This window comes from Comamonas aquatilis, from assembly GCF_965139575.1.
Taxonomy (GTDB): Bacteria; Pseudomonadota; Gammaproteobacteria; order Burkholderiales; family Burkholderiaceae_C; genus Comamonas; species Comamonas aquatilis.
Genome location: NZ_CBCSIW010000001.1, coordinates 594,535 through 616,861 on the forward strand (window position 1 = coordinate 594,535; position 22,327 = coordinate 616,861).

General features: G+C 61.2%; 21 protein-coding genes. 16 read left to right on the forward strand and 5 right to left on the reverse strand.

Annotated elements, in window-relative coordinates; translation table 11 throughout:
- Positions 1 to 62: 62 nt before the first annotated feature.
- From ACNAZA_RS02660 to ACNAZA_RS02695, 8 genes are all read left to right on the forward strand, one after another.
- The gene (locus ACNAZA_RS02660) at positions 63 to 1,397 is read left to right on the forward strand and encodes a homoserine dehydrogenase (RefSeq protein ID WP_415794834.1); all 1,335 of its coding nucleotides are present in this window, start codon (positions 63 to 65) and stop codon (positions 1,395 to 1,397) included.
- A gap of 160 nt (positions 1,398 to 1,557) precedes the next feature.
- Positions 1,558 to 2,838: a hypothetical protein gene (locus ACNAZA_RS02665; protein ID WP_415794835.1), complete on the forward strand. Its 1,281-nt coding sequence runs from the start codon at positions 1,558 to 1,560 to the stop codon at positions 2,836 to 2,838.
- A 158-nt stretch (positions 2,839 to 2,996) separates the two neighbouring features.
- Positions 2,997 to 4,421: a threonine synthase gene (thrC, locus tag ACNAZA_RS02670; protein WP_415794836.1), complete on the forward strand. Its 1,425-nt coding sequence runs from the start codon at positions 2,997 to 2,999 to the stop codon at positions 4,419 to 4,421.
- A 141-nt stretch (positions 4,422 to 4,562) separates the two neighbouring features.
- Positions 4,563 to 5,105: a molybdopterin-guanine dinucleotide biosynthesis protein B gene (mobB, locus tag ACNAZA_RS02675; protein ID WP_415794837.1), complete on the forward strand. Its 543-nt coding sequence runs from the start codon at positions 4,563 to 4,565 to the stop codon at positions 5,103 to 5,105.
- A 14-nt stretch (positions 5,106 to 5,119) separates the two neighbouring features.
- Positions 5,120 to 6,364 (forward strand): molybdopterin molybdotransferase MoeA, encoded by a 1,245-nt coding sequence (locus ACNAZA_RS02680; protein ID WP_415794838.1) that lies wholly within the window; start codon positions 5,120 to 5,122, stop codon positions 6,362 to 6,364.
- Positions 6,361 to 6,624, forward strand: coding sequence for a molybdopterin converting factor subunit 1 (gene moaD / locus ACNAZA_RS02685; protein WP_415794840.1), 264 nt, complete (start codon positions 6,361 to 6,363; stop codon positions 6,622 to 6,624). Before ACNAZA_RS02680 ends, moaD begins: the two co-directional genes overlap by 4 nt.
- Positions 6,625 to 6,825: 201 nt before the next feature.
- Complete coding sequence (locus ACNAZA_RS02690; protein WP_415794841.1) at positions 6,826 to 8,253, forward strand: short-chain fatty acid transporter; 1,428 nt, start codon at positions 6,826 to 6,828, stop codon at positions 8,251 to 8,253.
- Positions 8,250 to 8,603, forward strand: coding sequence for a recombinase family protein (locus ACNAZA_RS02695; protein ID WP_415794842.1), 354 nt, complete (start codon positions 8,250 to 8,252; stop codon positions 8,601 to 8,603). The genes ACNAZA_RS02690 and ACNAZA_RS02695 overlap by 4 nt, the downstream gene beginning before the upstream one ends.
- 114 nt (positions 8,604 to 8,717) lie before the next feature.
- Here the strand turns inward: ACNAZA_RS02695 and ACNAZA_RS02700 are convergent, their stop codons facing one another.
- Complete coding sequence (locus ACNAZA_RS02700; protein ID WP_415794843.1) at positions 8,718 to 9,041, reverse strand: hypothetical protein; 324 nt, start codon at positions 9,039 to 9,041, stop codon at positions 8,718 to 8,720.
- A 12-nt stretch (positions 9,042 to 9,053) separates the two neighbouring features.
- Positions 9,054 to 9,308 carry a hypothetical protein gene (locus ACNAZA_RS02705; protein WP_415794844.1) on the reverse strand — a complete coding sequence of 85 codons (255 nt, stop codon included), beginning with the start codon at positions 9,306 to 9,308 and terminating at the stop codon, positions 9,054 to 9,056.
- Positions 9,309 to 9,425: 117 nt separating this feature from the next.
- Here ACNAZA_RS02705 and moaE point away from each other — a divergent pair, with 117 nt between their 5' ends.
- Positions 9,426 to 9,884 carry a molybdopterin synthase catalytic subunit MoaE gene (gene moaE, locus ACNAZA_RS02710; protein ID WP_415794845.1) on the forward strand — a complete coding sequence of 153 codons (459 nt, stop codon included), beginning with the start codon at positions 9,426 to 9,428 and terminating at the stop codon, positions 9,882 to 9,884.
- A 100-nt stretch (positions 9,885 to 9,984) separates the two neighbouring features.
- Here moaE and ACNAZA_RS02715 read toward each other — a convergent pair whose 3' ends face one another.
- On the reverse strand, positions 9,985 to 10,878 hold the full coding sequence (locus ACNAZA_RS02715) for a DMT family transporter (protein ID WP_415794846.1): 894 nt from the start codon (positions 10,876 to 10,878) through the stop codon (positions 9,985 to 9,987).
- Between the two features lie 134 nt (positions 10,879 to 11,012).
- Here ACNAZA_RS02715 and ACNAZA_RS02720 point away from each other — a divergent pair, with 134 nt between their 5' ends.
- The 6 genes from ACNAZA_RS02720 (at position 11,013) to ACNAZA_RS02745 (ending at position 18,724) form a co-directional block, all read left to right on the forward strand.
- The gene (locus ACNAZA_RS02720) at positions 11,013 to 11,933 is read left to right on the forward strand and encodes a helix-turn-helix domain-containing protein (protein WP_415794847.1); all 921 of its coding nucleotides are present in this window, start codon (positions 11,013 to 11,015) and stop codon (positions 11,931 to 11,933) included.
- Positions 11,934 to 12,071: 138 nt separating this feature from the next.
- A complete protein-coding gene (gene clpB, locus ACNAZA_RS02725; protein WP_415794848.1) occupies positions 12,072 to 14,681 on the forward strand; it encodes an ATP-dependent chaperone ClpB in 2,610 nt (869 codons plus the stop codon).
- 28 nt (positions 14,682 to 14,709) lie between these two features.
- Entirely contained in the window at positions 14,710 to 15,063 is a 354-nt protein-coding gene (locus tag ACNAZA_RS02730; protein ID WP_120966624.1) for a hypothetical protein, read from the forward strand.
- A gap of 157 nt (positions 15,064 to 15,220) precedes the next feature.
- On the forward strand, positions 15,221 to 16,660 hold the full coding sequence (locus tag ACNAZA_RS02735; protein WP_415794849.1) for a coniferyl aldehyde dehydrogenase: 1,440 nt from the start codon (positions 15,221 to 15,223) through the stop codon (positions 16,658 to 16,660).
- A 304-nt stretch (positions 16,661 to 16,964) separates the two neighbouring features.
- Complete coding sequence (locus ACNAZA_RS02740) at positions 16,965 to 17,489, forward strand: GNAT family N-acetyltransferase (RefSeq protein WP_120966626.1); 525 nt, start codon at positions 16,965 to 16,967, stop codon at positions 17,487 to 17,489.
- Positions 17,490 to 17,566: 77 nt separating this feature from the next.
- Positions 17,567 to 18,724: a methyltransferase gene (locus ACNAZA_RS02745; RefSeq protein ID WP_415794920.1), complete on the forward strand. Its 1,158-nt coding sequence runs from the start codon at positions 17,567 to 17,569 to the stop codon at positions 18,722 to 18,724.
- A 39-nt stretch (positions 18,725 to 18,763) separates the two neighbouring features.
- On the opposite strand, the gene ACNAZA_RS02750 is transcribed toward ACNAZA_RS02745, so the two are convergent.
- Positions 18,764 to 19,306, reverse strand: a complete 543-nt coding sequence (locus ACNAZA_RS02750) for a hypothetical protein (RefSeq protein ID WP_415794850.1) — start codon at positions 19,304 to 19,306, stop codon at positions 18,764 to 18,766.
- A 216-nt stretch (positions 19,307 to 19,522) separates the two neighbouring features.
- Here ACNAZA_RS02750 and ACNAZA_RS02755 point away from each other — a divergent pair, with 216 nt between their 5' ends.
- Positions 19,523 to 20,521, forward strand: a complete 999-nt coding sequence (locus ACNAZA_RS02755) for a tRNA dihydrouridine synthase (protein ID WP_415794851.1) — start codon at positions 19,523 to 19,525, stop codon at positions 20,519 to 20,521.
- 4 nt (positions 20,522 to 20,525) lie between these two features.
- Here ACNAZA_RS02755 and ACNAZA_RS02760 read toward each other — a convergent pair whose 3' ends face one another.
- On the reverse strand, positions 20,526 to 22,211 hold the full coding sequence (locus ACNAZA_RS02760) for a phospholipase D-like domain-containing protein (RefSeq protein ID WP_415794852.1): 1,686 nt from the start codon (positions 22,209 to 22,211) through the stop codon (positions 20,526 to 20,528).
- Positions 22,212 to 22,327 lie beyond the last annotated feature (116 nt).

Here is a 22,327-nt window from a genome sequence, read left to right on the forward strand (position 1 = left end):
TTTGATAGCTTGAAGCGCTTGTCAATCAAGGGCTCAAGTGTTTTTTTGACCTGAAGTAGTTTATGAAACCAATCCAAGTAGGCCTGTTAGGCATTGGCACCGTGGGCAGCGGTACTTTCAATGTGCTGGAACGCAACCAAGACGAGATTCGCCGTCGTGCGGGTCGTGGCATTGAAATTACCATGGTGGCCGACTTGGATACCGAGCGCGCCAAGAGCGTGGTGGGTGACAAGGCCAAGGTGGTTGGCGATGCCCGCGAAATCATCGCCAACCCCGAGATCGACGTGGTGGTCGAGTTGATTGGCGGCTACGGCATTGCCAAGGCCCTGGTGCTCGAAGCGATTGCCGCCGGCAAGCATGTGGTCACCGCCAACAAGGCGCTGCTGGCCGTGCACGGCTCTGAAATCTTCAAGGCCGCGGCCGAGAAGGGCGTGATCGTGGCCTATGAAGCCGCTGTGGCTGGTGGCATTCCCATCATCAAGGCGCTGCGCGAAGGTCTGACCGCCAACTCCATCCAGTGGGTGGCCGGCATCATCAACGGCACAACCAACTTCATCCTGTCCGAAATGCGCGACAAGGGCCTGGACTTCGACGTGGTGCTCAAGGAAGCCCAGCGTCTGGGTTACGCCGAAGCCGACCCGACCTTCGACATCGAAGGCGTGGACGCCGCCCACAAGGCCACGCTGATGAGCGCCATCGCTTTCGGCATTCCCGTGCAGTTCGACAAGGCGCACGTGGAAGGCATTACCAAGCTGTCTTCGGCCGACATCAAGTACGCCGAGCAACTGGGCTACCGCATCAAGCTGCTGGGCATCACCAAGCGCACGGACAAGGGCATCGAGCTGCGCGTTCACCCTTCGCTGGTGCCTACCAAGCGCCTGATCGCCAATGTGGAAGGCGCGATGAACGCCGTGGTCGTGCATGGCGATGCCGTGGGCACCACCTTGTACTACGGCAAGGGCGCAGGTTCCGAGCCCACCGCTTCGGCCGTGATTGCCGATCTGGTGGACATCGCCCGTCTGCAAGGCGCTGACGCGGCCCACCGCGTGCCGCCTCTGGCCTTCCAGAGCCACACGCTGCGCGAAGCCGGCAAGGATCTGCCCGTGCTGCCCATGAGCGAAGTGGTGACCAGCTACTACCTGCGCATCAGCGTGTCCGATGAAGCCGGCGTGCTGGCCAAGATCACCGGTATTCTGGCCAACACCGGCATCAGCATCGATGCCGTGCTGCAGCGCGAAGCCGATGAAGTGGGTGGCGAGGGCTCGACCCAGACCGACCTCATCATCCTCACGCACGATACGCGCGAAGGCGATATGGACAAGGCGCTGGCCGAAATCCAGAGCCTGCCCACCGTGCTGGCGCCCATCAACCGCATCCGCAAGGAAGAGCTGAACTGATTGGAGTTCACCCCCTGAGCGGCTTTGCCTAGGCGGCCCCGCCGCTTCCCCCTCTCTGCTTCGCGGAAGGGGACGACACCATCGCTGCGGGTCGGCCCTTGCTTGGTGTCACTGACCTAGGTCAGTGGCCGTTCCCAACATGATGGTTTCGGAGGTTGGCATGTCTGATTGCACTCAACCCGGATTTGTCCCTGTTCAGTGCGATGAGCGCACTGCAGGTCTTCTCAAAGGCTGGCGCCTCATGGCGCCGGCCTTTTTTGCTTTTGCGGCGACGGGCGCGCAGGCTGCGCCCGTAGATGTCTATCGCGGCACACTGGGTCGGGCGGAGGTGGTGATGGAGCTGGGTCAGCCCAAGGCAGGCGGTGAGCGCGAAGGGCGTTACTTTTATGTGCGCAATGGTGTCGACATCCCGCTCAAAGGCACTCTGGGCGCTTTGGCAGAAGCACTGCCGGTCAATGACGAATGGCGTCGCGCTCAGACGGATATGCCTTTGTTTGCAGATGCCAAACAGCGCAGCATGCAGTGGCGGTTGCGCCTCCAGGGTGAGGCTTTGGTGGGGGAGTGGGTCGATGGTTTTCAAGGCAAAAAACTGCCTCTAAGCCTTAAACACATTGCGAAGTACGATCCTGAAAAGATAGCGCCACATGGCGTAGAGGCTGTGACCAATGCAATTGTTCAGGGCTACGGGAGCAGTGTTTCACAAGGCGTAGCCCTTTCTGCACAAAGCACGCCCTATGACTATCTGAAAATGGCAGAGCAAAAGCTGGAGCAGGGCAAAGAGGTTGTGATCAATCCATCGCTGGCCTGGCGCCCGGTGCAGGACCCACGCACCAAGTTCTGGTATCCACGTCTTACGCGTCACCCTGATGCCAAAATTCTGAGCCAAACCAATGCCGTGCTGGAGCAGCGCCACTGGGGCATGAACCTGGAGGCGCTGGGCTGTGTGGGCTCGATTTACCTGAGCAGCGGCCCGGAAGCAGGCTCGCTGGGCAACTACAACAATGAAGAAATCAAGGTCAGCTATCTATCCACTGCGTTGATGAGCGTGGTGGAGTCGGGTTCCAACGGATGTGGTGGTGCTCACCCCAACAACCATTTCGATCCGTTTGTGCTGGACTTGCTGCGCGGCGGTTATATGGACTTCACACGTCTGTTCACGGGCGCGAAGTATGGGGAGTACAGGCTGGAGTTCAGCCCGCAGATGTCGGGCTTCATTCAAAAGAATCTTGCCAGTCAACCCGAGCCACATGACGACAGGGAGTGCAACGATTTTTTGCCTGAATACATGGCGCTGATGCTGAACAAGCCGGACAAGATGAGCTTTGTGATCTCGGGCATTGGCCACGCCATGGGTGCGTGTCTGGGCAGCGGGGTGGATATTTCGTTCAAGAAACTGAAACCCTATCTCAAGCCCGATGCAGAGCGCTATTTCCAGCCCTGATTGGCTTGAGCTAACCGTTCAGGTGAAACCGCGTTGACCGGTCTCTGCATTTACGCCTAGTGAATGCCAGCCTGCTGACCGATAATGTTGCGCTTGGCGGCGTAAGTTCTGCCCGTTTTGGCTGCCCGTTTTGAATTTTAGTTTTTGGCGAGTTTGAGATGCTGTATCTGTCCACCCGCGGTCACGCAGACCGCAAGCGTTTTTGTGACATTCTGCTGGCAGGCTTGGCGCCCGATGGCGGTCTGTACCTGCCCGAGAGCTATCCCCAGATTGACGATGCCAAGCTGAGCCAGCTGCGCGAAACCCTGGCCACCCAGGGCTATGCCGCGCTGGCGTTCGAGATTCTGTCGCTATACATCGACGACATTCCGGCCGACGATTTGCGCGCCCTGTGCGCCAAGACCTATACCCAGGAAGTCTTCGGCACCGAGGCCATCGTTCCCGTGCGCCAGCTGGAAGGCATGCTGCATATCGAAGCCCTGTCCAACGGCCCCACGCTGGCCTTCAAGGACATGGCCATGCAGCTGCTGGGCAATCTGTTCGAGTACGAACTGGCCCGCCGCGGCGAAGAGCTGAATATTCTGGGCGCCACCAGTGGCGATACCGGCAGCGCGGCCGAATACGCCATGCGCGGCAAAAAAGGCGTGCGTGTCTTCATGACCAGCCCTTACGGTCGCATGAGTCCCTTCCAGCAGGCACAGATGTTCAGCCTGCAGGACGAAAACATCCACAACATCGCCATCGAAGGCGTGTTTGACGACTGCCAGGACATCGTCAAGGCCGTCAGCAACGATCACGCCTTCAAGGCCCAGTACAAGATCGGCACCGTCAACTCCATCAACTGGGCGCGTCTGCTGGCCCAGGTGGTGTATTACTTTGCCGGCTATCTGCAAGCCACCAGCTCGAACGAGCAAAAAGTGAGCTTCGCCGTGCCCAGCGGCAACTTCGGCAACATCTGCGCCGGCCATGTGGCACGCCAGATGGGTCTGCCGATTGCCAAGCTGGTGGTGGCCACCAACGAAAACGATGTGCTGGACGAGTTCTTCCGTACCGGCGTCTATCAGGTGCGCGGCGCGGCCAACACCTATGAGACATCGAGCCCCTCGATGGACATCTCCAAGGCCAGCAATTTCGAGCGCTTTGTGTTCGACCTGGTCGGCCGCGATGGCGCACGTACCAAGCAGCTGTTTGACCAGGGTGTGGCCAAGGACGGTCAATTCGATCTGAGCGCAGATCCAGCCTTCAAGGACGCGGCTGCCCGATATGGTTTTGTGAGCGGCAAGAGTACGCACGCCGATCGCCTGGCCACGATCAAGGACACGTACCAGCGCTTCGGTCAGATGATCGACACCCACACGGCCGACGGCGTGAAGGTGGCGCGCGAATACCTGGATGGCCAGCCCATGATCGTGCTGGAAACCGCCTTGCCCATCAAGTTCGCCGCCACGATCGAAGAGGCCCTGGGCCGCTTGCCCGATCGTCCTGCCAAGTTTGAGGGCATCGAAGCCCTGCCCAAGCGCGTGGTGGTGATGGCTTGCGATGTGGAAAAGGTCAAGGCCTTTATCGCTGAAAACTGCAAGTAAAACGGGGCAGCGTTAAGCTTGAAAGCACCTGGAGCCCGGCTGCAGGTGCTTTTCTATTTTTTAGAGTCAAATTGGCTTTATGCCCAATTACCATAAGCGCATGAAGCTATTAAATTGTGAGTATTTCGGGATGCTGCTGGCATGAAGGTCATAGGCTTTGCCGGATATTCGGGCGTAGGCAAGACCACGCTGGTTGAGGCTCTGGTGGTGCTGATGACGCAGCGTGGGCTCAAGGTCTCGGTCATCAAGCATGCCCACCACCACTTCGATGTGGATCGTGAGGGCAAGGACAGCTGGCGTCATCGCAAGGCCGGGGCCTATGAGGTGCTGCTGGCTTCCGATCAGCGACTGGCGCTGATGCGCGAGTACCCCCAACCCATGGAGCTGTCGGTGCAGCAGATGCTGGCGCAGCTGGATCCGGCGGTGGACTGGGTGCTGATCGAGGGATTCAAGCATGGCGATCTGCCCAAGATCGAGGTCTGGCGCCATCAGCAGGACCGGCTGGACAGCGGCAAGCCTCTGCAGCCGCTGTATGCGCAGGATGCCCGGGTACTGGCGGTGGCGACCGATGCGGCCGCCGATTTGCCGCAGCTGCCCACGCAGCCGGTACTGGACTTGAACCGGCCCGAGCAAGTGCTGCAATGGCTGCTGGCCCGGGGCCCGCAGCTGGAGTACAGAAATTGAACAAGGACAAAGCAATGCAAACACCACGCAAGCCCCTCAAACCGCTGGACGAGGCTTTGCAGGAGCTGCTGGCACACGCCCTGGTGCTGACGGGCTCCGAGCAGGTCGATACCTTTGATGCCGACGGCCGCGTGCTGCTGGAGGCCGCCGTCTCGCCGCTGCAGGTGCCGCCGCAAGACAACTCGGCCATGGACGGCTATGCCGTGCGTGCGGCCGAATGCGCCAGCGGCGATGCCGTGCTGCCCGTTTCCCAGCGCATACCCGCCGGCACGGCGCCGGATGCTCTGGCCGCAGGCACGGTGGCCCGCATCTTCACGGGCGCGCCCGTACCGGCTGGAGCCGATGCCATCGTCATGCAGGAAGACTGCGAAGTGCTGGACGACGGCCGTGTGCGCATCAAGTCCAGGCCCGAGGTCGGACAGTGGGTTCGCCTCTCGGGTGACGATATCCAGCAGGGCGCCACCGTCATTGTGGCGGGCACCCGCCTCGCGCCTGCCCATCTGGGTCTGGCCGCCAGCATGGGTTTTGCCACGCTGGCCGTGGCGCGCAAGCCGCGCGTGGCCATGTTCTCCACGGGCGACGAGCTGGTCATGCCCGGCACTGTTGCGCCACAGGACATGAAGCCTGGCAGCATCTACAACAGCAACCGCTTTTTCCTGCGTGCGTTGCTGCTGCGCATGGGCTGTGAAGTGACGGATCTGGGCATTGTTCCCGACGACCGCGAAGCCACCGTCAAGGCGCTGGAGCAAGCGGCGCAAAACCATGATGTGATCGTCACCAGCGGCGGCGTCTCCGTAGGCGAGGAAGACCATATCAAGCCCGCCGTGCAGCAGCTGGGCCAGCTCGATCTCTGGCAGATCAGCATCAAGCCCGGCAAGCCGTTTGCCTACGGCCGCGTGAACCGCAAAGACCATGGCTTTGCCCATTTCATCGGTCTACCCGGCAATCCCGTCTCCAGCTTTGTGACCTTCCAGGTGCTGGTGCGCCCATTCCTGCTGCGCCTGCAAGGCGTGCAGAACGTGCTGCCGCGTGCCATACAGGCGCGGGCCGATTTTGTCTGGCCCAAGGGCGACAAGCGCCGCGAATTCCTGCGCGTGCGCTATAACCAGCGTGGCGGGCTGGAGCTGTTCAGAAACCAGAGCTCGGGCGTGCTGACGTCCACCGCCTGGGGTGACGGTGTGGTGGACAACCCCGCCGGCACCACGATTGCCGAGGGAGACAGCGTGAGCTTCATTCCGTTTTCGGAGCTAATGGCATGAGCGGCATCAACACTATTACCGTGCGTTATTTCGCCTCGATTCGAGAAGCCATGGGCACAGGCAGCGAGCAGCGCCAGACCGCCGCCGCCACCGTGGGTGCGCTGCGCGAGGAGCTGATGGGGCAAAGCCCGTCCGCCGCCGAAGCGCTGGCCCACGGCAAGGCCGTGCGCATGGCGCTGAATCAGGATATGTGCCTGGGCGATGCAGCACTCAAGAGCGGCGATGAAGTAGCGTTTTTCCCGCCGGTGACGGGAGGCTGATAGTAGGCAGCGCTCCGGCTGCCGGTAATGTCCAAAGCGGCCTGCATGTGATGTGCAGGCCGCTTTTTATTGAATTGCCGCGGCACGAAGCGCAACCGGTGCAAATACCTACCAGGGTTTACCCATGGATCATTTCATTCATTTAATAGTGAGCCTCTATGAGAATCCCGTCTTTCTAAAAGAAACTGAAAGAGTTACCTCATGACAACTCACGTCAATATGGAGGAGACCCGCACGGCCCGTTTTGCAATGCGCTGCGCGAGCTGGGCGGAAAAGTGGTTCCCTGATTCCTGGGTGTTTGCCGTCGCCGGTATTGCCATCGTGGTGCTGGCCGCATTTGCGATCGGCGCGCCGGTACAGGAAACCAGCAAGGCCTTTGGCAAGGGTTTCTGGAGCCTGATCCCCTTCACCATGCAGATGGCCTTTGTGGTGATTGGCGGTTATGTGGTGGCCAGCTCCAAGCCCGCATCCAAGCTGATTCAATCGCTGGCCCGCGTTCCAGGCAATGGCCGCCAGGCCGTGGCCTGGGTGGCTTTTGTGTCCCTGACTGCATCGCTGCTCAACTGGGGTCTGAGCCTGGTGTTTGGCGGTCTGCTGGTCAAGGCGCTGGCACGTCGCACCGATATCAAGATGGACTACCGTGCCGCTGGCGCCGCCGTCTATCTGGGCCTGGGTGCCGTGTGGGCGCTGGGCATTTCTTCGTCGGCAGCGCAGCTGCAGGCCAATGCCGCCAGCCTGCCGCCCGGCATTCTGGCGATTACGGGCGTGATTCCGTTCACGCAGACCATTTTCCTGTGGCAGTCGGGTGTGCTGCTGGGCGTGCTGATGGTGATCTCCATCGTCGTGGCCTATATGACAGCGCCTGGCGAGAAGACGGCGCGCGATGCGGCCCAGTGCGAGGTGGACATCAGCGACGAAGTGGTGCACAAGCAGTCCAAGCCCACCCGTCCCGGTGAATGGCTGGAGCACAGCCCGATTCTCATCCTCTTGCTGGTGGCGCTGACCGTGGGCTGGATGGTGGAGGAGTTCTCCAGCAAGCCTTTCATTCAGGCGATTTCGGGGCTGAACACTTACAACCTGATTTTCCTGATGGCCGGAGCCTTGTTGCACTGGCGTCCCCGCAGCTTTCTGGATGCCGTGGCCCGCGCCGTGCCCACCACCACCGGTGTGATGATCCAGTTCCCGCTGTACGGCGCGATTGCGGCCATCATGACGGAAGTCAAGGGCGCGGAGGGTGCAAGCATTGCCCACCATATCTCCACCTTCTTCACCAACTTCGCCACGCACGACACCTATGCCGTGCTCATGGGTGTGTACTCGGCCGTGCTGGGCTTTTTCCTGCCCTCGGGCGGCGGCAAATGGATTGTCGAAGCACCGTATGTGATGCAGGTGGCCAATGATTTGCAGTACCACCTGGGCTGGGCCGTGCAGATCTACAACGCGGCCGAAGCGCTGCCCAATCTGATCAACCCCTTCTACATGCTGCCGCTGCTGGGCGTGCTGGGTCTGAAGGCGCGTGATCTGATCGGCTTCAACTTTGTGCAATTGCTGGTGCATGCGCCGGTGGTACTGTTCCTGTTATGGTTCCTGGGTCAGACCCTGAGCTATATCCCACCCGTAATGCCATGACCGAAACTGCCGATTCGCTTTCCACTGAAATCAACCCCGAGATCAGCTCCCGCACGCGCAAGGCGCTGGCCGAGGCGCGCGAGCGCGGTGTCAAGCTGGGTACGGCCGGGGCGGCGAATATCCGCGCCACGGTGGAAAAGCGCAAATCGGCAGCCGATGCCTTTGCCAGGCAGCATGAGGCGCTGTTTGCCGAACTGCTGCAAAAAGGCCTGACCCACCGGGCCATGGCGGCCGAACTCAATGCCCGCGGCATTGCGGCCGCCAAGGGCGGGGAGTGGACCCATGGCCAAGTGCAGCGCATTCTGAACCGCTATGCGGACTGGAAGAGCGCTGGATCAGCAGGCGAGTAATCAGCGCCTACGCGCTTAGACGCAAAAAACAAAAGCCGTGCAGTATTTGCTGCACGGCTTTTGTTTTGATAGCTGCCAGCGCTTGTTCAACAAGGGCTGGAGGTTGATTTCTCTTTAATCTTCGCCGTTCTCGGGCAGCTGGGGTGCGCGCCATTCCAGCAACTCGGCCATGCGCTGCACGATCCAGCCGGCTTCGCCCGCGCTGACTACAGAACCCTCGGAGGCCAGACCGGCATGCATGCCCAGCAGCACCTGTTCTTCGGACGAGTTGCCCGAGTGATAAAGCGTCTGTGCCTGCTCCGTCAGATGGCTGGCCAGGTCTTCGCACAGCTCGTAGCGGGCCACGACCTCGGCAATTGGTGCGGACAGCTTGCCGCTGCGCGTGCGAAACAGTTCGGCAAAACTGGGCGGTGGCTGGATCTGGCTGGTGTCGTCCATGGCGTCAATGCCTCAATCGGGTTCAAACAGGCGCTCAAAGCGGGCCAGATCTTCGGCCAGCTCGCAAGTCACCAGGTGGCCCGATTTGCCGTCTGCCACACGGTGGGCTGAGAACAGCGTGGCCTTGCCTTTGAAGTTGTAGTCGGGCAGGTAAATGATGGCGTAGGGGTGGGGCACGAAAACCTGGAACTCAAAAATGATCCGATGCTCGTTGCGCGGCGACGGATAGAGCGTGTAGGTGGGCGTGTTGATTGTGTGGGTGACCATGGCTCTGGCTTTATGGGCGTGAAGAAGTCGCGGCGAGGGCAGTGTCTGCCTGCTCTGTGCGTTATCCGTCATCCTAATGCTCTCCCGCCTCCCCTGCTGGCCTGCGACAATGCAGGCATGACTGCTGCCCGTGTATCCATTCAGACCCAGGACTTTGACCTCAGTGCCGAAATCGCCGCCTTGCGTGCCGGCGATGCGCGCGTAGGCGCGGTTTGCAGCTTTGTGGGCACGGTGCGGGACCGCAACGAGGGCGATGCCGTCTCCAGCATGGAGCTGGAGCATTACCCGGGCATGACCGAAAAAAGCATAGAAGCCATCATTGACAAGGCCGTGCAGCGTTTTGACATCTACGGCGCAAAGGTCATTCACCGCATCGGCCTGTTGCAACCCATGGAGCAGATCGTGCTGGTGGCCGTGACCAGCGCCCACCGCGGCAAGTCCTTTGAGGCCTGCGAATTCATCATGGACTTTCTCAAGTCCGAAGCGCCTTTCTGGAAGAAGGAAGAAACCCCGCAGGGCGCGCGCTGGGTGGATGCCCGCGTCAGCGATGAACAGGCACTGGCGCGTTGGAGCTAGTCTGAGTTGCGCAGTGCGGCTGGCGTGGGGCGGTGAGGATGCAGCATCTGAAATTCTATGAATAATTTGGCTCTAGCCCTTGTGCATAAAGCGCATTAAGCTACGATTTCTGAAGTGTCAGTCCCACCATCCAGCGCGGCGGCTTGAAGACCAGCACATTGCCGGCCATTACCAGGGCCAGACCCAGCAGGCCGCTGCCTGTCCAGGCATAGCCCTCGACCAGGGCCGAGATATTGAGTGCCACGATGGGAAACAGCACCGTGGCATAGGCGGCTTTCTCGGGGCCGAGTCGGCCCACCAGTGTCAGATAGGCAGTAAAGGCAATCACCGAGCCGGGAAGCGCCAGATACAGCAGTGCCGCCGTGTAGCCGGGGCGGGTGTCGAACGTCCATGGCAGGCCTGCCATCAGCGCATAGACCGCCAGCAGTAGCGTGCCCGCCAGCATGCCCCAGGCATTGGTATGCAGCGGCTTGTAGCCCAGCTTCTGCAGCGAGGCGGAGAGCATGTTGCCGCAAGAAAAGCATAGCGTTCCCCCCAGAGCCCAGGCCAGACCCTGCCAGCTGGCATGCTGGCCCTGGGCCAGCTCGGGCCAGAACAGAATGACCAGACCCGTCAGTCCCAGGCTGCTGCCGGCCAGCACATGGGGTGCCAGCCTGCGGCCATAGATCAGTCGGGCCAGCAGTGCGTTCCAGATGCTGGCGCTGGAGAAGACCACGGCGGCGAGGCCGCTGGTCAGCGTCTCGCTGGCGTGCATGAAGCAGACAAAGTTCAGACTGAAAAGGCACAGACCCTGTGCCAGCACCCGCGGCACGGCCGGGCCGCGCGGCACTTTCCACTGGCGGCTCAGGGCCAGCCAGGCAAACAAAACCAGGGCGGCCAGGCCAAAGCGGTAGGCAATCGAGATCTCTATGGGCACGCTGCCCAGCTGCATTTTCAGCGCGATCCAGGTGGAGCCCCAGATCAGCACGACCAGGGCATACAAAGGCAACATCATGGCTTTCTCGGCAATCACAAGATGCTGGCCATGATGCGCGGCGGCCTGGTTGCGGCATTGCATTTTCCTGCGGTTTTGTGGCGCTGCAAGCCGGGATGCACAGGCCTGGTTGAAGCGCTGGGACACAATGGGCCATGCACGCGCCTGCCTTGCAGTCTTTATCCCGACCACCGCAACAGCATCTTTGTCAGGTGCTGGCGCAGTCGCACGCGCAGCTGCAGCGGCAGGCGAAGCTGACCCAGTCGCTGCAACTGGCGGTCTGGGCCAATCGCGATGACGAGGTGGTCTATAGCCGGCAAAGCCATCACACGCTCAGCGTGTATCTGGCGGGTGGCAAGGGCTCGCAGCTCAAGGGCGATGCGGATGCGCGCGGTGAGGCAGGGCGTTTTTGCATTTTTCCGGCGCAGCATGAATCGTCATGGCTGGTGCGCGAGCCGGTGCGCTTTCTGCATCTCTACGTTTCGGATCAGGCCTGGGCCGAGCGTGTGGTGCGCCTGCTTGATGCCGAGCCGCGCAGCCATGCGCCTGCACCGCAAATCTATGCCCAGGATGCCACCTATCTGCGCTGGGCGCAGACGCTGGACGCGCTGGACTGGAGCGATGCAGCCAGCTGGCTGCAAGCTGATACGTTGAGTCAGCAGGTGCTGGACAGCCTGGTGCTGCAATCGGCAACGCCCCAGCGCAGACAGGCTGCGCTCAGAGTGGCAGGCGGTCTGTCTTCGCTGGCGCGCCGCCGGGTGCTGGACTATGTCGAGGCGCATCTGGCAGACAGCAAGGCGCTGACGCTGCAGGCTCTGGCCCGGGTGGCCTGTCTGTCGGAGTTTCACTTTGCCCGCATGTTTCACCAGAGCATGGGCTGCACCGTTCATGACTGGGTGCTGCAGCGCAGGCTGGGCCAGGCACGCAGCTTGCTGGCGGCATCGGGACACAGGCCGACGCTGGCCCGGGTGGCGGCGCAGACGGGTTTTTCCAGCGCCAGTCACCTGCTGCGCAGCTTTCGTACGCATTTGGGCATGACTCCTACGCAGTTTTCCCGGCTGCAGCAGGATGCTTGACGGGCGCTGGTGTGCCGCGATGGATGGCCTTTGATCTGGCGCAAGCCGGAGACTTTGTTGCAGGCGCAGACCTTGAAAATCTCCGCTATGTGCTTAGATTATGAGCAATGAATCTGTTATGGAGTGGAGACCCACACTATGCGAATTGACAAACTGACTACCAAATTTCAAGAAGCTTTGGCCGATGCGCAGTCGCTTGCGCTGGGCGCCGATCAATCCACCATCGACCCTCTGCATCTGCTGGTTGCCATGCTGCGCCAGCCCGACGGTCCGTCCGCGCTGCTGCAGCGTGCAGGCTGCAATGTGCAGCAACTCAAGAGCTCGGCCGAGAAGGCCATGGCCGATCTGCCGCGCGTGCAGCAGCAAGGCGACGTGCAAGTGGGCTCGGAGCTGGCCCGTCTGCTGCAGGCCACCGACAAGGAGGCCATGAAGCGTGGCGACCAGTTCATCGCCAGCGAGCTGTTTTTGTTGGCCCTGGCCGATGGCGCGGGCTCGTCCAGCCGTGCAGGCGCTTTGCTCAAGGAAAGCGGTGTCAGCCGCTCCAGTCTGGAGTCGGCCATTGACGCCGTGCGCGGTGGGCAGAACGTGGACAGCGCGGAAGCCGAAGGCCAGCGCGAAGCCCTCAAAAAATACACCCTGGACCTGACCGAGCGTGCCCGCAGCGGCAAGCTTGACCCCGTGATCGGCCGCGACGATGAAATCCGTCGGGCCATTCAGGTGCTGCAACGCCGCAGCAAGAATAATCCCGTGCTGATTGGTGAGCCCGGCGTGGGCAAGACCGCAATCGTGGAAGGTCTGGCCCAGCGCATTGTGGCCGGTGAAGTGCCTGAATCCCTGAAGAACAAGCGCGTGCTGTCGCTGGACATGGCTGGCCTGCTGGCGGGTGCCAAGTACCGCGGTGATTTTGAAGAACGCCTCAAATCCGTGCTCAAGGAAGTCTCGCAGGACGAAGGCCGGATCATTCTCTTCATCGACGAAATCCACACCATGGTGGGCGCCGGCAAGGCCGATGGAGCCATGGACGCAGGCAATATGCTCAAGCCCGCCCTGGCGCGTGGCGAGTTGCACTGCGTGGGTGCCACCACGCTGGACGAGTACCGCAAGTACATCGAAAAAGACGCGGCGCTGGAGCGGCGCTTCCAGAAGGTGATGGTTAACGAGCCTTCGGTGGAAGACACAATTGCCATCTTGCGCGGGCTGCAGGTCAAGTACGAAAGCCACCACAACGTGGACATTACCGACCCCGCCATCGTGGCGGCGGCCGAGCTGTCGCACCGCTATATCACCGACCGTTTTCTGCCGGACAAGGCCATCGACCTGATCGACGAGGCTGCGGCCAAGATCAAGATCGAGATGGACTCCAAGCCCGAGGTCATGGACAAGCTCGAGCGCCGCATGATTCAGCTCAAGATCGAGCGCGAAGCCATGAAGAAGGAAAAGGACGAGGCTTCGCAAAAGCGTCTGGCCTTGATTGAGGAAGAACTCGAGAATCTGGAGCGTGAATACGCCGATCTGGAAGAGGTCTGGACTTCGGAGAAGGCCAGCGCCCAGGGTTCGGAGCAGATCCGCAAGGAGATCGACCAGATCCGCGTGCAGATCGAGGAGTTCAAGCGCAAAGGCGATTTCAACAAGGTGGCCGAGCTGCAATACGGCAAGCTGCCTGCTTTGGAAAAGCAGTTGCATGAAGCCCAGAACGAAGAGGAAGGCGGCAGCAAGCCCGCCAACCAGCTGCTGCGCACACAAGTCGGTGCCGAGGAAATTGCCGAGGTGGTGAGCCGTGCCACCGGCATTCCCGTGGCCAAGATGATGCAGGGCGAAAAAGACAAGCTGCTGCGCATGGAAGACAAGCTGCACGAGCGTGTGGTGGGCCAGGAGGAGGCGATCTCTGCCGTGGCCAATGCCATCCGCCGTTCGCGCTCGGGTCTGTCCGATCCGAATCGCCCTACAGGCTCCTTCCTGTTCCTGGGCCCCACCGGCGTGGGCAAGACCGAGCTGTGCAAGGCGCTGGCAGGCTTTATGTTCGACAGCGAAGACCACTTGGTGCGCATCGACATGAGCGAATTCATGGAAAAGCACTCTGTGGCACGTCTGATTGGTGCGCCACCAGGCTATGTGGGCTACGAGGAGGGCGGCTACCTCACGGAAGCCGTGCGCCGCAAGCCCTATAGCGTGCTGCTGCTCGATGAGGTGGAAAAAGCCCACCCCGATGTTTTCAATGTGCTGCTGCAGGTGCTCGACGATGGTCGCTTGACCGATGGCCAGGGTCGCACGGTGGACTTCAAGAACACCGTGATCGTGATGACCAGCAACATTGGTTCGCATTTGATCCAGGCCATGGTGCGTCAGGACGCCGATGACATCAAAGAAGCGGTGTGGGGGGAACTTAAAACCCATTTCCGACCCGAATTCTTGAATCGTATCGACGAGACCGTGGTCTTCCATGCGCTGGACGCACGCAATATCGAGGCAATCGCCAAGATTCAGCTCAAACTGCTGGAGCGTCGTCTGGAGAAAATGGATCTGGGCATTCAGGTGTCCGAGCAGGCTCTGGCCGAGCTGGCCAAGGTTGGCTTCGATCCCGTGTTCGGTGCCCGTCCGCTCAAGCGTGCGATTCAGCAGCGTATTGAAAACCCGCTGTCCAAGTTGTTACTTGAAGGCAAGTTCCTGCCCAAGAGTACCATCTCTGTACAAGTGGACCCGGTCACTGCGCCCGGGGTATTCAGGTTCGAGGCCGCGGGCACTGCCTGAGCTTCTTGAGCAATAGAAAGGTTTTGCTTTGAACGATTTCGCCACCACCGCTACCCGTTGGGCCATCCGCATCGTGCTGATGCTGGTGGGTCTGGTGTTCTTTCTGTGCCTGATGGCAGTGGCCGGCTCGCTGGCGCTGCTCTGGGGCCTGCGTGCCCTGTGGGCCAGGCTCACCGGCCAGCCCATCATGCCCATGAGCATGGGCGGCATGAGCCCGTTTGCCGGCTGGCAGACGGTGTACCGCTCGGGTGCCGAGTGGATGGCGCAATCGTCGGGCAAGGCCTCTGCGGCTGAAGAACGCGATTCGCGCTCGCGTCGTGGCGTGCTGCCGGGCGCCGGCGACGTGACCGACGTGCAGCCACGCGAAGTGCACGAGTCGTAATGACAAGGCCGTCTGCAGCCCTCATACTGGGTTGCAGACGGCCTCTCATTCGTACCAAAGAGTCTGATGCTGTATGCATCAGGCTCTTTTTTTACGCCGTGTTTACGCAGTCTCAGGCTATGGTTGAGGCTGTGATTAAAGAGCTTTTCAGACAGGCATGAACTACATGGACTTGCACCGCATTTTTGACTTGCAATACCAAGCCAGCCGCGCGCAGGTGGACGTGCCCATTTTGGTGCGCCGCGAGCGCCTGCTGCGCTTGCAGAAAATGCTGGTGGAAAGCGGTGCCGAGCTGTCTGCCGCCGTGCAGGCAGACTTTGGCGTGCGCTCCGAGCGCTGGACGGAGATGCTTGATCTCATGCTGGTGCGTAACATGCTCAAGCACACGCTCAAGCATCTGGGAGTGTGGTCCAGGCGCCAGCGCGTGCGTACTCCGCTGATGCTGCAGCCGGGCAAGGCCTGGGTCGAGCGCCAGCCCCTGGGGGTGGTAGGCATCATCGCGCCCTGGAATTATCCGGTGCAGCTGTCGCTGGCGCCTGCCATCACTGCGCTGGCTGCGGGCAACCGCGTCATGCTCAAGCCCAGCGAGTTGACGCCGCACACCTCGGCCAAGATGGCCGAGCTGGTGGCCCGTTTTTTTGCCCCCGACGAATTTTGTGTGATCCAGGGCGATACGGGCGTCGCCACGCAATTCTCGGGTCTGCAGTTCGACCATTTGCTGTTTACCGGCTCCACGGCTGTAGGGCGCCGCGTGGCCCAGGCGGCGGCGGTGCATCTGACGCCCACCACGTTGGAGCTGGGCGGAAAGTCGCCTTGCATACTCTCGCAAAGCTGCGATATGCAGGAGGTCGCGCTCAAGATTGCCTATGGTAAGCTGGTCAATGCGGGTCAGACCTGTATTGCGCCCGACTATGTACTGCTGCCGCGCGGACAGGAGCAAGCGTTTGCCGAGGCCTTCAGGGCTGCCGTGCAAAAGCTCTACCCCTCGATCTCGGGCAACCCGGATTACACGGCCATCATCAGCAAGCGCCATCTGGCGCGCTTGAAGCAGATGCTGCGCCAGGCCCAGAGCCTGGGCGCGCAAGTGCACTGGATGCACGAGGCGGCGGCGCCTGCGGCCGAAGGCGATGCGACGAGCTGGGGTGAGGCCGTGGAGCGTCAGCTGGCGCCGGCGCTGGTGTTTGGCACCACGGGGCAGATGCAGCTGATGCAAGAGGAAATCTTTGGCCCCATCCTGCCGGTGATCTCGTACGAGCACATCGAGGATGTGATCAATGCCATCAACGCCAGTCCCAGGCCTTTGGCCCTGTACTGGTTTGGCAACAACGAGACCGAGCGCGATGCGGTGCTGGCCCGCACCGTCAGCGGCGGTGTCTGCGTGAACGATACCTTGCTGCATGTGGCTCACGACAATCTGCCGTTTGGCGGTGTGGGCGATAGCGGCTGGGGTGCCTACCATTCGGAGCAAGGATTTTTGCGCTTTACGCACCAGAAAGCCGTCTTTGTGCAGTCGCGCTGGGCCGCCACTTCCCTGCTTTATCCACCTTTTGGCGAGAAATTCGATCGCGTGATGGATTTCATGCGCCGTTGGTTTTAGCCGGATTCGAGCGGTAGGGGCGCGGCATCCGCTTGCTGCGGGGGCAACTTCCGCATCGTCCATGGCGGCGATAGAGCGGGTTGCAGCTGTTTGAATTTTGTATCAAATCTCAAGCAAACCCTTGATGGGCTTGTGCTAGCTGCTTCATTTTGGTGAGCGCATAGCACATCGTTTGCCCTGGGGCAAGAATTTACGGACAGCCGTACTTGCGCGCATGGCTTACTGCCATGGCGCGTACTTAAAAATGGAATCCGTAGACAATTGCGGCCTTCCTATTCTCACATGTTTACGTCCCGGTTTTTCCATGTCTAGTATCCAGGTTCGTCCCGCCACTCTTCGCGATGCAAAAGCGATTGCCCAGATCCATACTGCTTCCGCACTGGAGGCTTACCGTGGGCTGATCCCCGACGACCAGTTGAAGTCCATGTCGTCTGTTGAAAAGCGTCAGGCTTACTGGCGCGAAGCCATTGAATTTTGCGAACCCCAGGTTCAGGTTGCCATCGAAGGCGACAAGATCGTCGGTTTCGTCGGTTTTGACCGCTCACGCGATGAGAAGTCTCGCCAGACCACCGGTGAGATTTGGGCAATCTATGCCTCTCCCGCTCACTGGAGTCAAGGTGTTGGCATCGCCCTGTGGGATGCCGCCCGCGATGGTCTGCTGGAAGAAGGCTGCACCAACGTGACCGCCTGGATCCCGCTGCGCAACGAGCGTGCCCTGCGTTTCCACGAAATGGCGGGCTTCAAGCGCGAAATGTCTACCGCCAAGACAGCTGTCATCGGCAGCATCAAGATCGAAGAAGTGCGCGTCAAGCGCCCTCTCAACGGCTAAACGCTCTCTCTTTCGTTCGCCGTTTCTCACAAGGTAAGGCCGTGAATTCTGATACATCCTCTTCCCTGGCCTTTACCTTGTTGCAGTGGCAAGGTCTTGATCAAACACATCAGGCCCTGTGGCGCACCCAAAGTGCCATGCCGCAGCCCAAGCGTCTGCAACTGGCCGACGACACTTTGTCCGCCCAGGCGGCTTACAAGCTTATCTGTGAGGGCTCGGCCCTGGTTTGGCGCGGCGATTTTCACAATGCCCGCCAGCTGATGCTGGCGCTGAGCCGTAGGCTGGAGCGTGCTCCACGCAAGAACACCAAGGCTGCCAGCGCCCCTGCGGCCGTTTTTCCCCACGCCTTTCATTTGCACCGCCAGGCTCAGGCCCAGCGATCGCGTCTGCTGTCCAGCATTCTGATCGAGCTGGATGCGCAGTGGCATTGCACCTTGCGCCGTGCTCCTGACTGGAGCGAAGCCTGTGCCGAAGCCTGGGGCCCGGTACCGACCCAGGCCGGTGCCAAGACGGTGCTGATCCCCTTGCGCGAGCTGCTGGGCGCCGTGGGCGCCCATGAATGGCGCAAAGCGGGCGTGGAGATTGCTGCTCTGGGCAAGAATGCCCGCATCCATGCGCAGTACGGCGTGTTCTCGCCCGTGCGCGGCGAGTATCTGGACCTGGTGGCCAAAGCGGAAATTCCGGCTGCCGGCAAGGCCGTGGCCTGGGATATCGGCGTGGGTACCGGCGTGCTGTCGGCCCTGCTGCTCAAGCGCGGAGTGCAGAAAGTGCTGGCCACGGACATGAGCGAGCGCGCTCTGGCCTGTGCCAAGGACAATCTGAAGCGCCTGGGATTGAGTGCCCGGGCAGAGCTGCTGCAGGCCGATCTGTTCCCACAGGGCCAAAGCGGTTTGATTGTCTGCAACCCGCCCTGGCTGCCGGGCAAGGCCGCATCGCTGCTGGATCAAGCCATTTATGACGAAGACAGCCGCATGCTGCGCGGCTTTTTGCAAGGCCTGCGTGGGCATTTGCTGCCCGGCGGCGAAGGCTGGCTGATCTTGTCCGATCTGGCCGAGCACCTGAAACTGCGCACACGCGAAAGCCTGCTAGCCTGGATAGATGAAGCTGGTCTTGAGGTGCTGGGACGTGACGATATACGCCCCCGCCATGGCAAGGTGCAGGACAGGGAAGATCCGCTGCATGCGGCCCGCGCGGCGGAAGTGACTTCGCTGTGGCGACTGGCGGCCAAGCGCTGAGCAGGGCCTGAAATCGGACGCCAGGCACGGAGCCCGGCCTCAGGCTGCGATATCCGCGTCTATGTCTGCATGCGTTTCCAGCAAGGCCGAAAGCTGCTCACGCAGGGCGCTGGCACGCTCTTGCCCCGCATGTTCCTGTACCGCATCAAGCATGGCCAAGCCTGCTTCGCGCAGGCTGATGATGTCGCGCGCTGCACGCAATTGCTGGCGCAGGCTCTGAGCCAGTGCTTCTTGGCGGTTGGCAAACAGGCGCTCGCACAGGTCAAATAGATACATGCGCGTTCCGGCCATGGACATGGTAGATGGTGCCATTGCAGGTGCAGCCGGGCTTGGCGCGGGATCGGCGGTTGGGATGCCTGTCGGAATGCCTGTTGTTTGCTGTGGCGTGCCGGTTTGCAGTTGCAGATAGCCTTCACTTATCAGCTGCTGTGCCAGTTGTGCATGTTCCAGGCCCAGCATTTGCTGCAGCTCGACCAGACTTTTGCCACCTGCCATCAGCAGCACGGAGCGCGCGCGCTGCGGCAGCATGCGGGTTCCGGGCTGGAGTTCTTCAAGGGCTTTGGCGGTTTTTTGCAGCAACATGGCAGTCGGTAAAAGCGGCAAGAGTGAAATCAAGCGGCTATTGCAAGTCACGACCATGACAGAGGTATGAATCTCGGGTCTTGCGCAAAGCAAAGCGGTTGGGATGCTCCACAATCGGCTGCCGCTCAAACATGCGACGCGGTCAGGTGATGCTATTGTTTATGTAGCTTTAAGCGCTTTAGCCATTTTTTATTGAAATTTGTTCCGGTACGCGAAATGAGACTGTTGCTTGCGCCCATGGAGGGGCTGCTGGATTTTGTGCTGCGTGATGTGCTGACCCGTGTGGGCGGCTCGGATCGCTGCGTCTCCGAATTCATTCGCATCACCGGCTCTGTGCTGCCGGACAAGGTCTATCTGCGCACCATGCCCGAGCTGCGCAATGGCAGCAAGACGCTGGCAGGCGTGCCCGTGCGTGCGCAGTTGCTGGGCTCGGACCCTGTGAGCATGGCCGAAAACGCGGCCAATCTGGCCCGCCTGGGGCCGGAGGGGATTGATCTGAATTTTGGCTGCCCGGCCAAGGTGGTCAACCGCCATGGCGGCGGTGCTTCCTTGCTGCAGGATCCGCAGCAGATTGCCCGTGTGGTTTCTGCCGTGCGCTCTGCCGTGCCTGCGCATATGCCGGTTTCCGCCAAGATGCGTTTGGGTTTCAACGACCGCACCTTGATGACGGAGTGCGCCCAGGCCATGGCCGATAGCGGTGCCTGCGAAATCGTGGTCCATGCGCGCACCAAGCTCGACGGCTACCGTCCTCCCGCCTATTGGGAGGAGATTCCGCGCATTCGCGAAGCGGTGAGCGTGCCTGTGGTGGCCAATGGCGAGATCTGGACGGTGGAGGAGGCTTTGCGCTGCCTGGAGGTTTCGGGTTGCGAGGATCTGATGCTGGGCCGCGGCATTGTGGCCGACCCGGGCTTGGCGTTGGCGATTCGCGCGGCGCTGGGCCAGGAGGATGCGCCTGCAGCCCGGCCCGTGGACTGGCCCGATCTGCTGCCCCAGGTGCAGCGTTTCTGGCATATGGTCTGCGAGGATCTGGAGCCGCGCCAGCGTGCTGGGCGCCTGAAGCAATGGCTCAATCTGATGCGCAGACGCTTTCCCCAAGCCGAAATTGCCTATCAGGAGCTGCGCACGCAAACCGATCAGCTGGCCATCAGCGCCTGGGTGGCAGCGCTACCGCAGCGTGATCTGGCGCAGGAGTGGTCCTGGCCTGAGGCGGCCTGAGAATTTAAAGCAGCCGGTCCGGAGCTAGTGGGCCCAGCAGCTGCAGCATCAGTCGCAGCGGCAGGCTGGCATCGGGCTCGGTGCGCATATCGGTGCGATCGCTGTCCTTGGGGGCTCGCCAAATCAGCTCGCCATCCTTGGCTATTTCTACCTGCCAGCTGTTTTCCGACAGGGTTTCCTCAATGCTGCCGGCGGCCTGGCTGCCAAAGGAGCGGCTGGCAATCAGCACGGCGATTTCGGTGTTCTGCAGCTGTGAGCGCAGATCGAGGTTCATGGAGCCGATCACGACCAGCCGACCGTCAACCACCAGCAGTTTGGAGTGCAACATGGCGCGCGATTTGCCTGTGCTGCCGCCCGAGCTACCCGTGGAGCCGGCACGAAACGCCGAACTGACATTGGCAGCCTCGCTGCGCAGCTCGTACAACTCAACCCCCATCTGCAGCAATTGCTTGCGATGGCGTGCGTAGCCAGCATGGGCCAGCGGTGCATCGTTGGAGGCCAGGGAGTTGGTTAGCACGCGGATGCGCACGCCGCGCTCGCGGGCGGCGCTGAAGGCGGTCATGATTTCCGGCCCAGGCACAAAGTAGGGCGAGACGACCAGCAGGTCTTTGCTGGCGTTGCGTACCAGGGTCAGCAAGCCATCGACCACAGAATCGGCCTGCTGCGCTGGAGCTGCCAGCCTGTGCAAGCCGGTAGGGGGTGGAGCGCTGTGCTGCAGCTGTGCTCTCGGCCCCGGGCTGCCCGGGTCTGTCGTGTTGCTGCTGCTTTGGTCGGCTTCGGTGGGGATTTTGGCCGGGCTGTCCGCCAGCACGGCGGCCAGTGCCCAGGTCCAGGCGACGCCTTGCAAGTCCATGGGCTTTTCGTCCCAGATGCTGGAGCGGGCCTCGGCAGGGGACTGGGCGGCAGTCTCTGAAGCATGCTGGGCTTGATCTTCGCGTTTGAACTGGTCTTGCAGCTGCAGCAAATCCTGCTTGCTGATCAGCGATTGCACGGGGTAGGCGCGCACATTGTTCCAGTAGCTGTCAAAGCTGTGAGACAGGTCTTTGACGATGCTGCCCGCGCTCAGCACATCCAGATCCACGAAATTGTCATCCTGTGCCGCATCGAAGTAGGCATCGCCCAGATTGCGCCCGCCGATCACGGCCAGGGCGTTATCTGCCACGAACAGCTTGTTGTGCATGCGCTGCTGGGCACGCTGGAAGTCCGTAAGAATGGTCCAGGCCCGCCCAAGGCTGGAGCTGCGCGAGCCAGCCAGCGGGTTGAACATGCGCATCTCGATATTCGGTACAAAGGCCAAGCGCATCACCTGTGCATCCGGCCCCGTGCTGTGAAAATCGTCCAGCAGCACGCGCACGCGCACGCCGCGTCTGGCGGCCTGCACAATGCTTCGCAACAGCCGGCTGGTGCTTTGGTCGGCATGAATGGCGTAATACTGTAAATCCAGGGTTTGCTGGGCGCCGTCAACCAAGGCCAGTCGGCTGCTATAGGCCGCTTGCGGGCCGGCCAGGAGGGAAAAAGCCGATGCATTGGGTTTGGTCGTGGGCGGCCGGGCGGTAGCGATCAGGCGGCCCAGCTCGGTGTCTTCGGGTGTGCTGAAAGCCGAAGAGATGGGGCGCTCCACATCGTGTGGCAAAGGCGCTGCGCAGCCCGCCAAAACCGCTGTCAGAGCCAGTGCAGCAAGAAATGCCATGCGGCCCGCCGCTGCTGTGGATGGCGGGGTTGAGTATGCGGAGGCTGCAAGGTCGGACATGGTCAAGATATAGCCCGGCGCTGGCCTGCTGCTTGTCGGACGGAGGCGGGAGCGTT

Coding starts and splice junctions, on each gene's coding strand:
- thrC (WP_415794836.1), top strand. CDS start 2,997: ATGCTGTATCTGTCCACCCGCGGTCACGCAGACCGCAAGCGTTTTTGT.
- ACNAZA_RS02660 (WP_415794834.1), top strand. CDS start 63: ATGAAACCAATCCAAGTAGGCCTGTTAGGCATTGGCACCGTGGGCAGC.
- ACNAZA_RS02740 (WP_120966626.1), top strand. CDS start 16,965: ATGTCTAGTATCCAGGTTCGTCCCGCCACTCTTCGCGATGCAAAAGCG.
- ACNAZA_RS02700 (WP_415794843.1), bottom strand. CDS start 9,041: ATGGACGACACCAGCCAGATCCAGCCACCGCCCAGTTTTGCCGAACTG.
- moaE (WP_415794845.1), top strand. CDS start 9,426: ATGACTGCTGCCCGTGTATCCATTCAGACCCAGGACTTTGACCTCAGT.
- ACNAZA_RS02680 (WP_415794838.1), top strand. CDS start 5,120: ATGCAAACACCACGCAAGCCCCTCAAACCGCTGGACGAGGCTTTGCAG.
- ACNAZA_RS02695 (WP_415794842.1), top strand. CDS start 8,250: ATGACCGAAACTGCCGATTCGCTTTCCACTGAAATCAACCCCGAGATC.
- ACNAZA_RS02690 (WP_415794841.1), top strand. CDS start 6,826: ATGACAACTCACGTCAATATGGAGGAGACCCGCACGGCCCGTTTTGCA.
- mobB (WP_415794837.1), top strand. CDS start 4,563: ATGAAGGTCATAGGCTTTGCCGGATATTCGGGCGTAGGCAAGACCACG.
- ACNAZA_RS02760 (WP_415794852.1), bottom strand. CDS start 22,211: ATGGCATTTCTTGCTGCACTGGCTCTGACAGCGGTTTTGGCGGGCTGC.
- ACNAZA_RS02720 (WP_415794847.1), top strand. CDS start 11,013: ATGCACGCGCCTGCCTTGCAGTCTTTATCCCGACCACCGCAACAGCAT.
- ACNAZA_RS02755 (WP_415794851.1), top strand. CDS start 19,523: ATGAGACTGTTGCTTGCGCCCATGGAGGGGCTGCTGGATTTTGTGCTG.
- moaD (WP_415794840.1), top strand. CDS start 6,361: ATGAGCGGCATCAACACTATTACCGTGCGTTATTTCGCCTCGATTCGA.
- clpB (WP_415794848.1), top strand. CDS start 12,072: ATGCGAATTGACAAACTGACTACCAAATTTCAAGAAGCTTTGGCCGAT.
- ACNAZA_RS02735 (WP_415794849.1), top strand. CDS start 15,221: ATGAACTACATGGACTTGCACCGCATTTTTGACTTGCAATACCAAGCC.
- ACNAZA_RS02665 (WP_415794835.1), top strand. CDS start 1,558: ATGTCTGATTGCACTCAACCCGGATTTGTCCCTGTTCAGTGCGATGAG.
- ACNAZA_RS02705 (WP_415794844.1), bottom strand. CDS start 9,308: ATGGTCACCCACACAATCAACACGCCCACCTACACGCTCTATCCGTCG.
- ACNAZA_RS02750 (WP_415794850.1), bottom strand. CDS start 19,306: ATGTTGCTGCAAAAAACCGCCAAAGCCCTTGAAGAACTCCAGCCCGGA.
- ACNAZA_RS02715 (WP_415794846.1), bottom strand. CDS start 10,878: ATGATGTTGCCTTTGTATGCCCTGGTCGTGCTGATCTGGGGCTCCACC.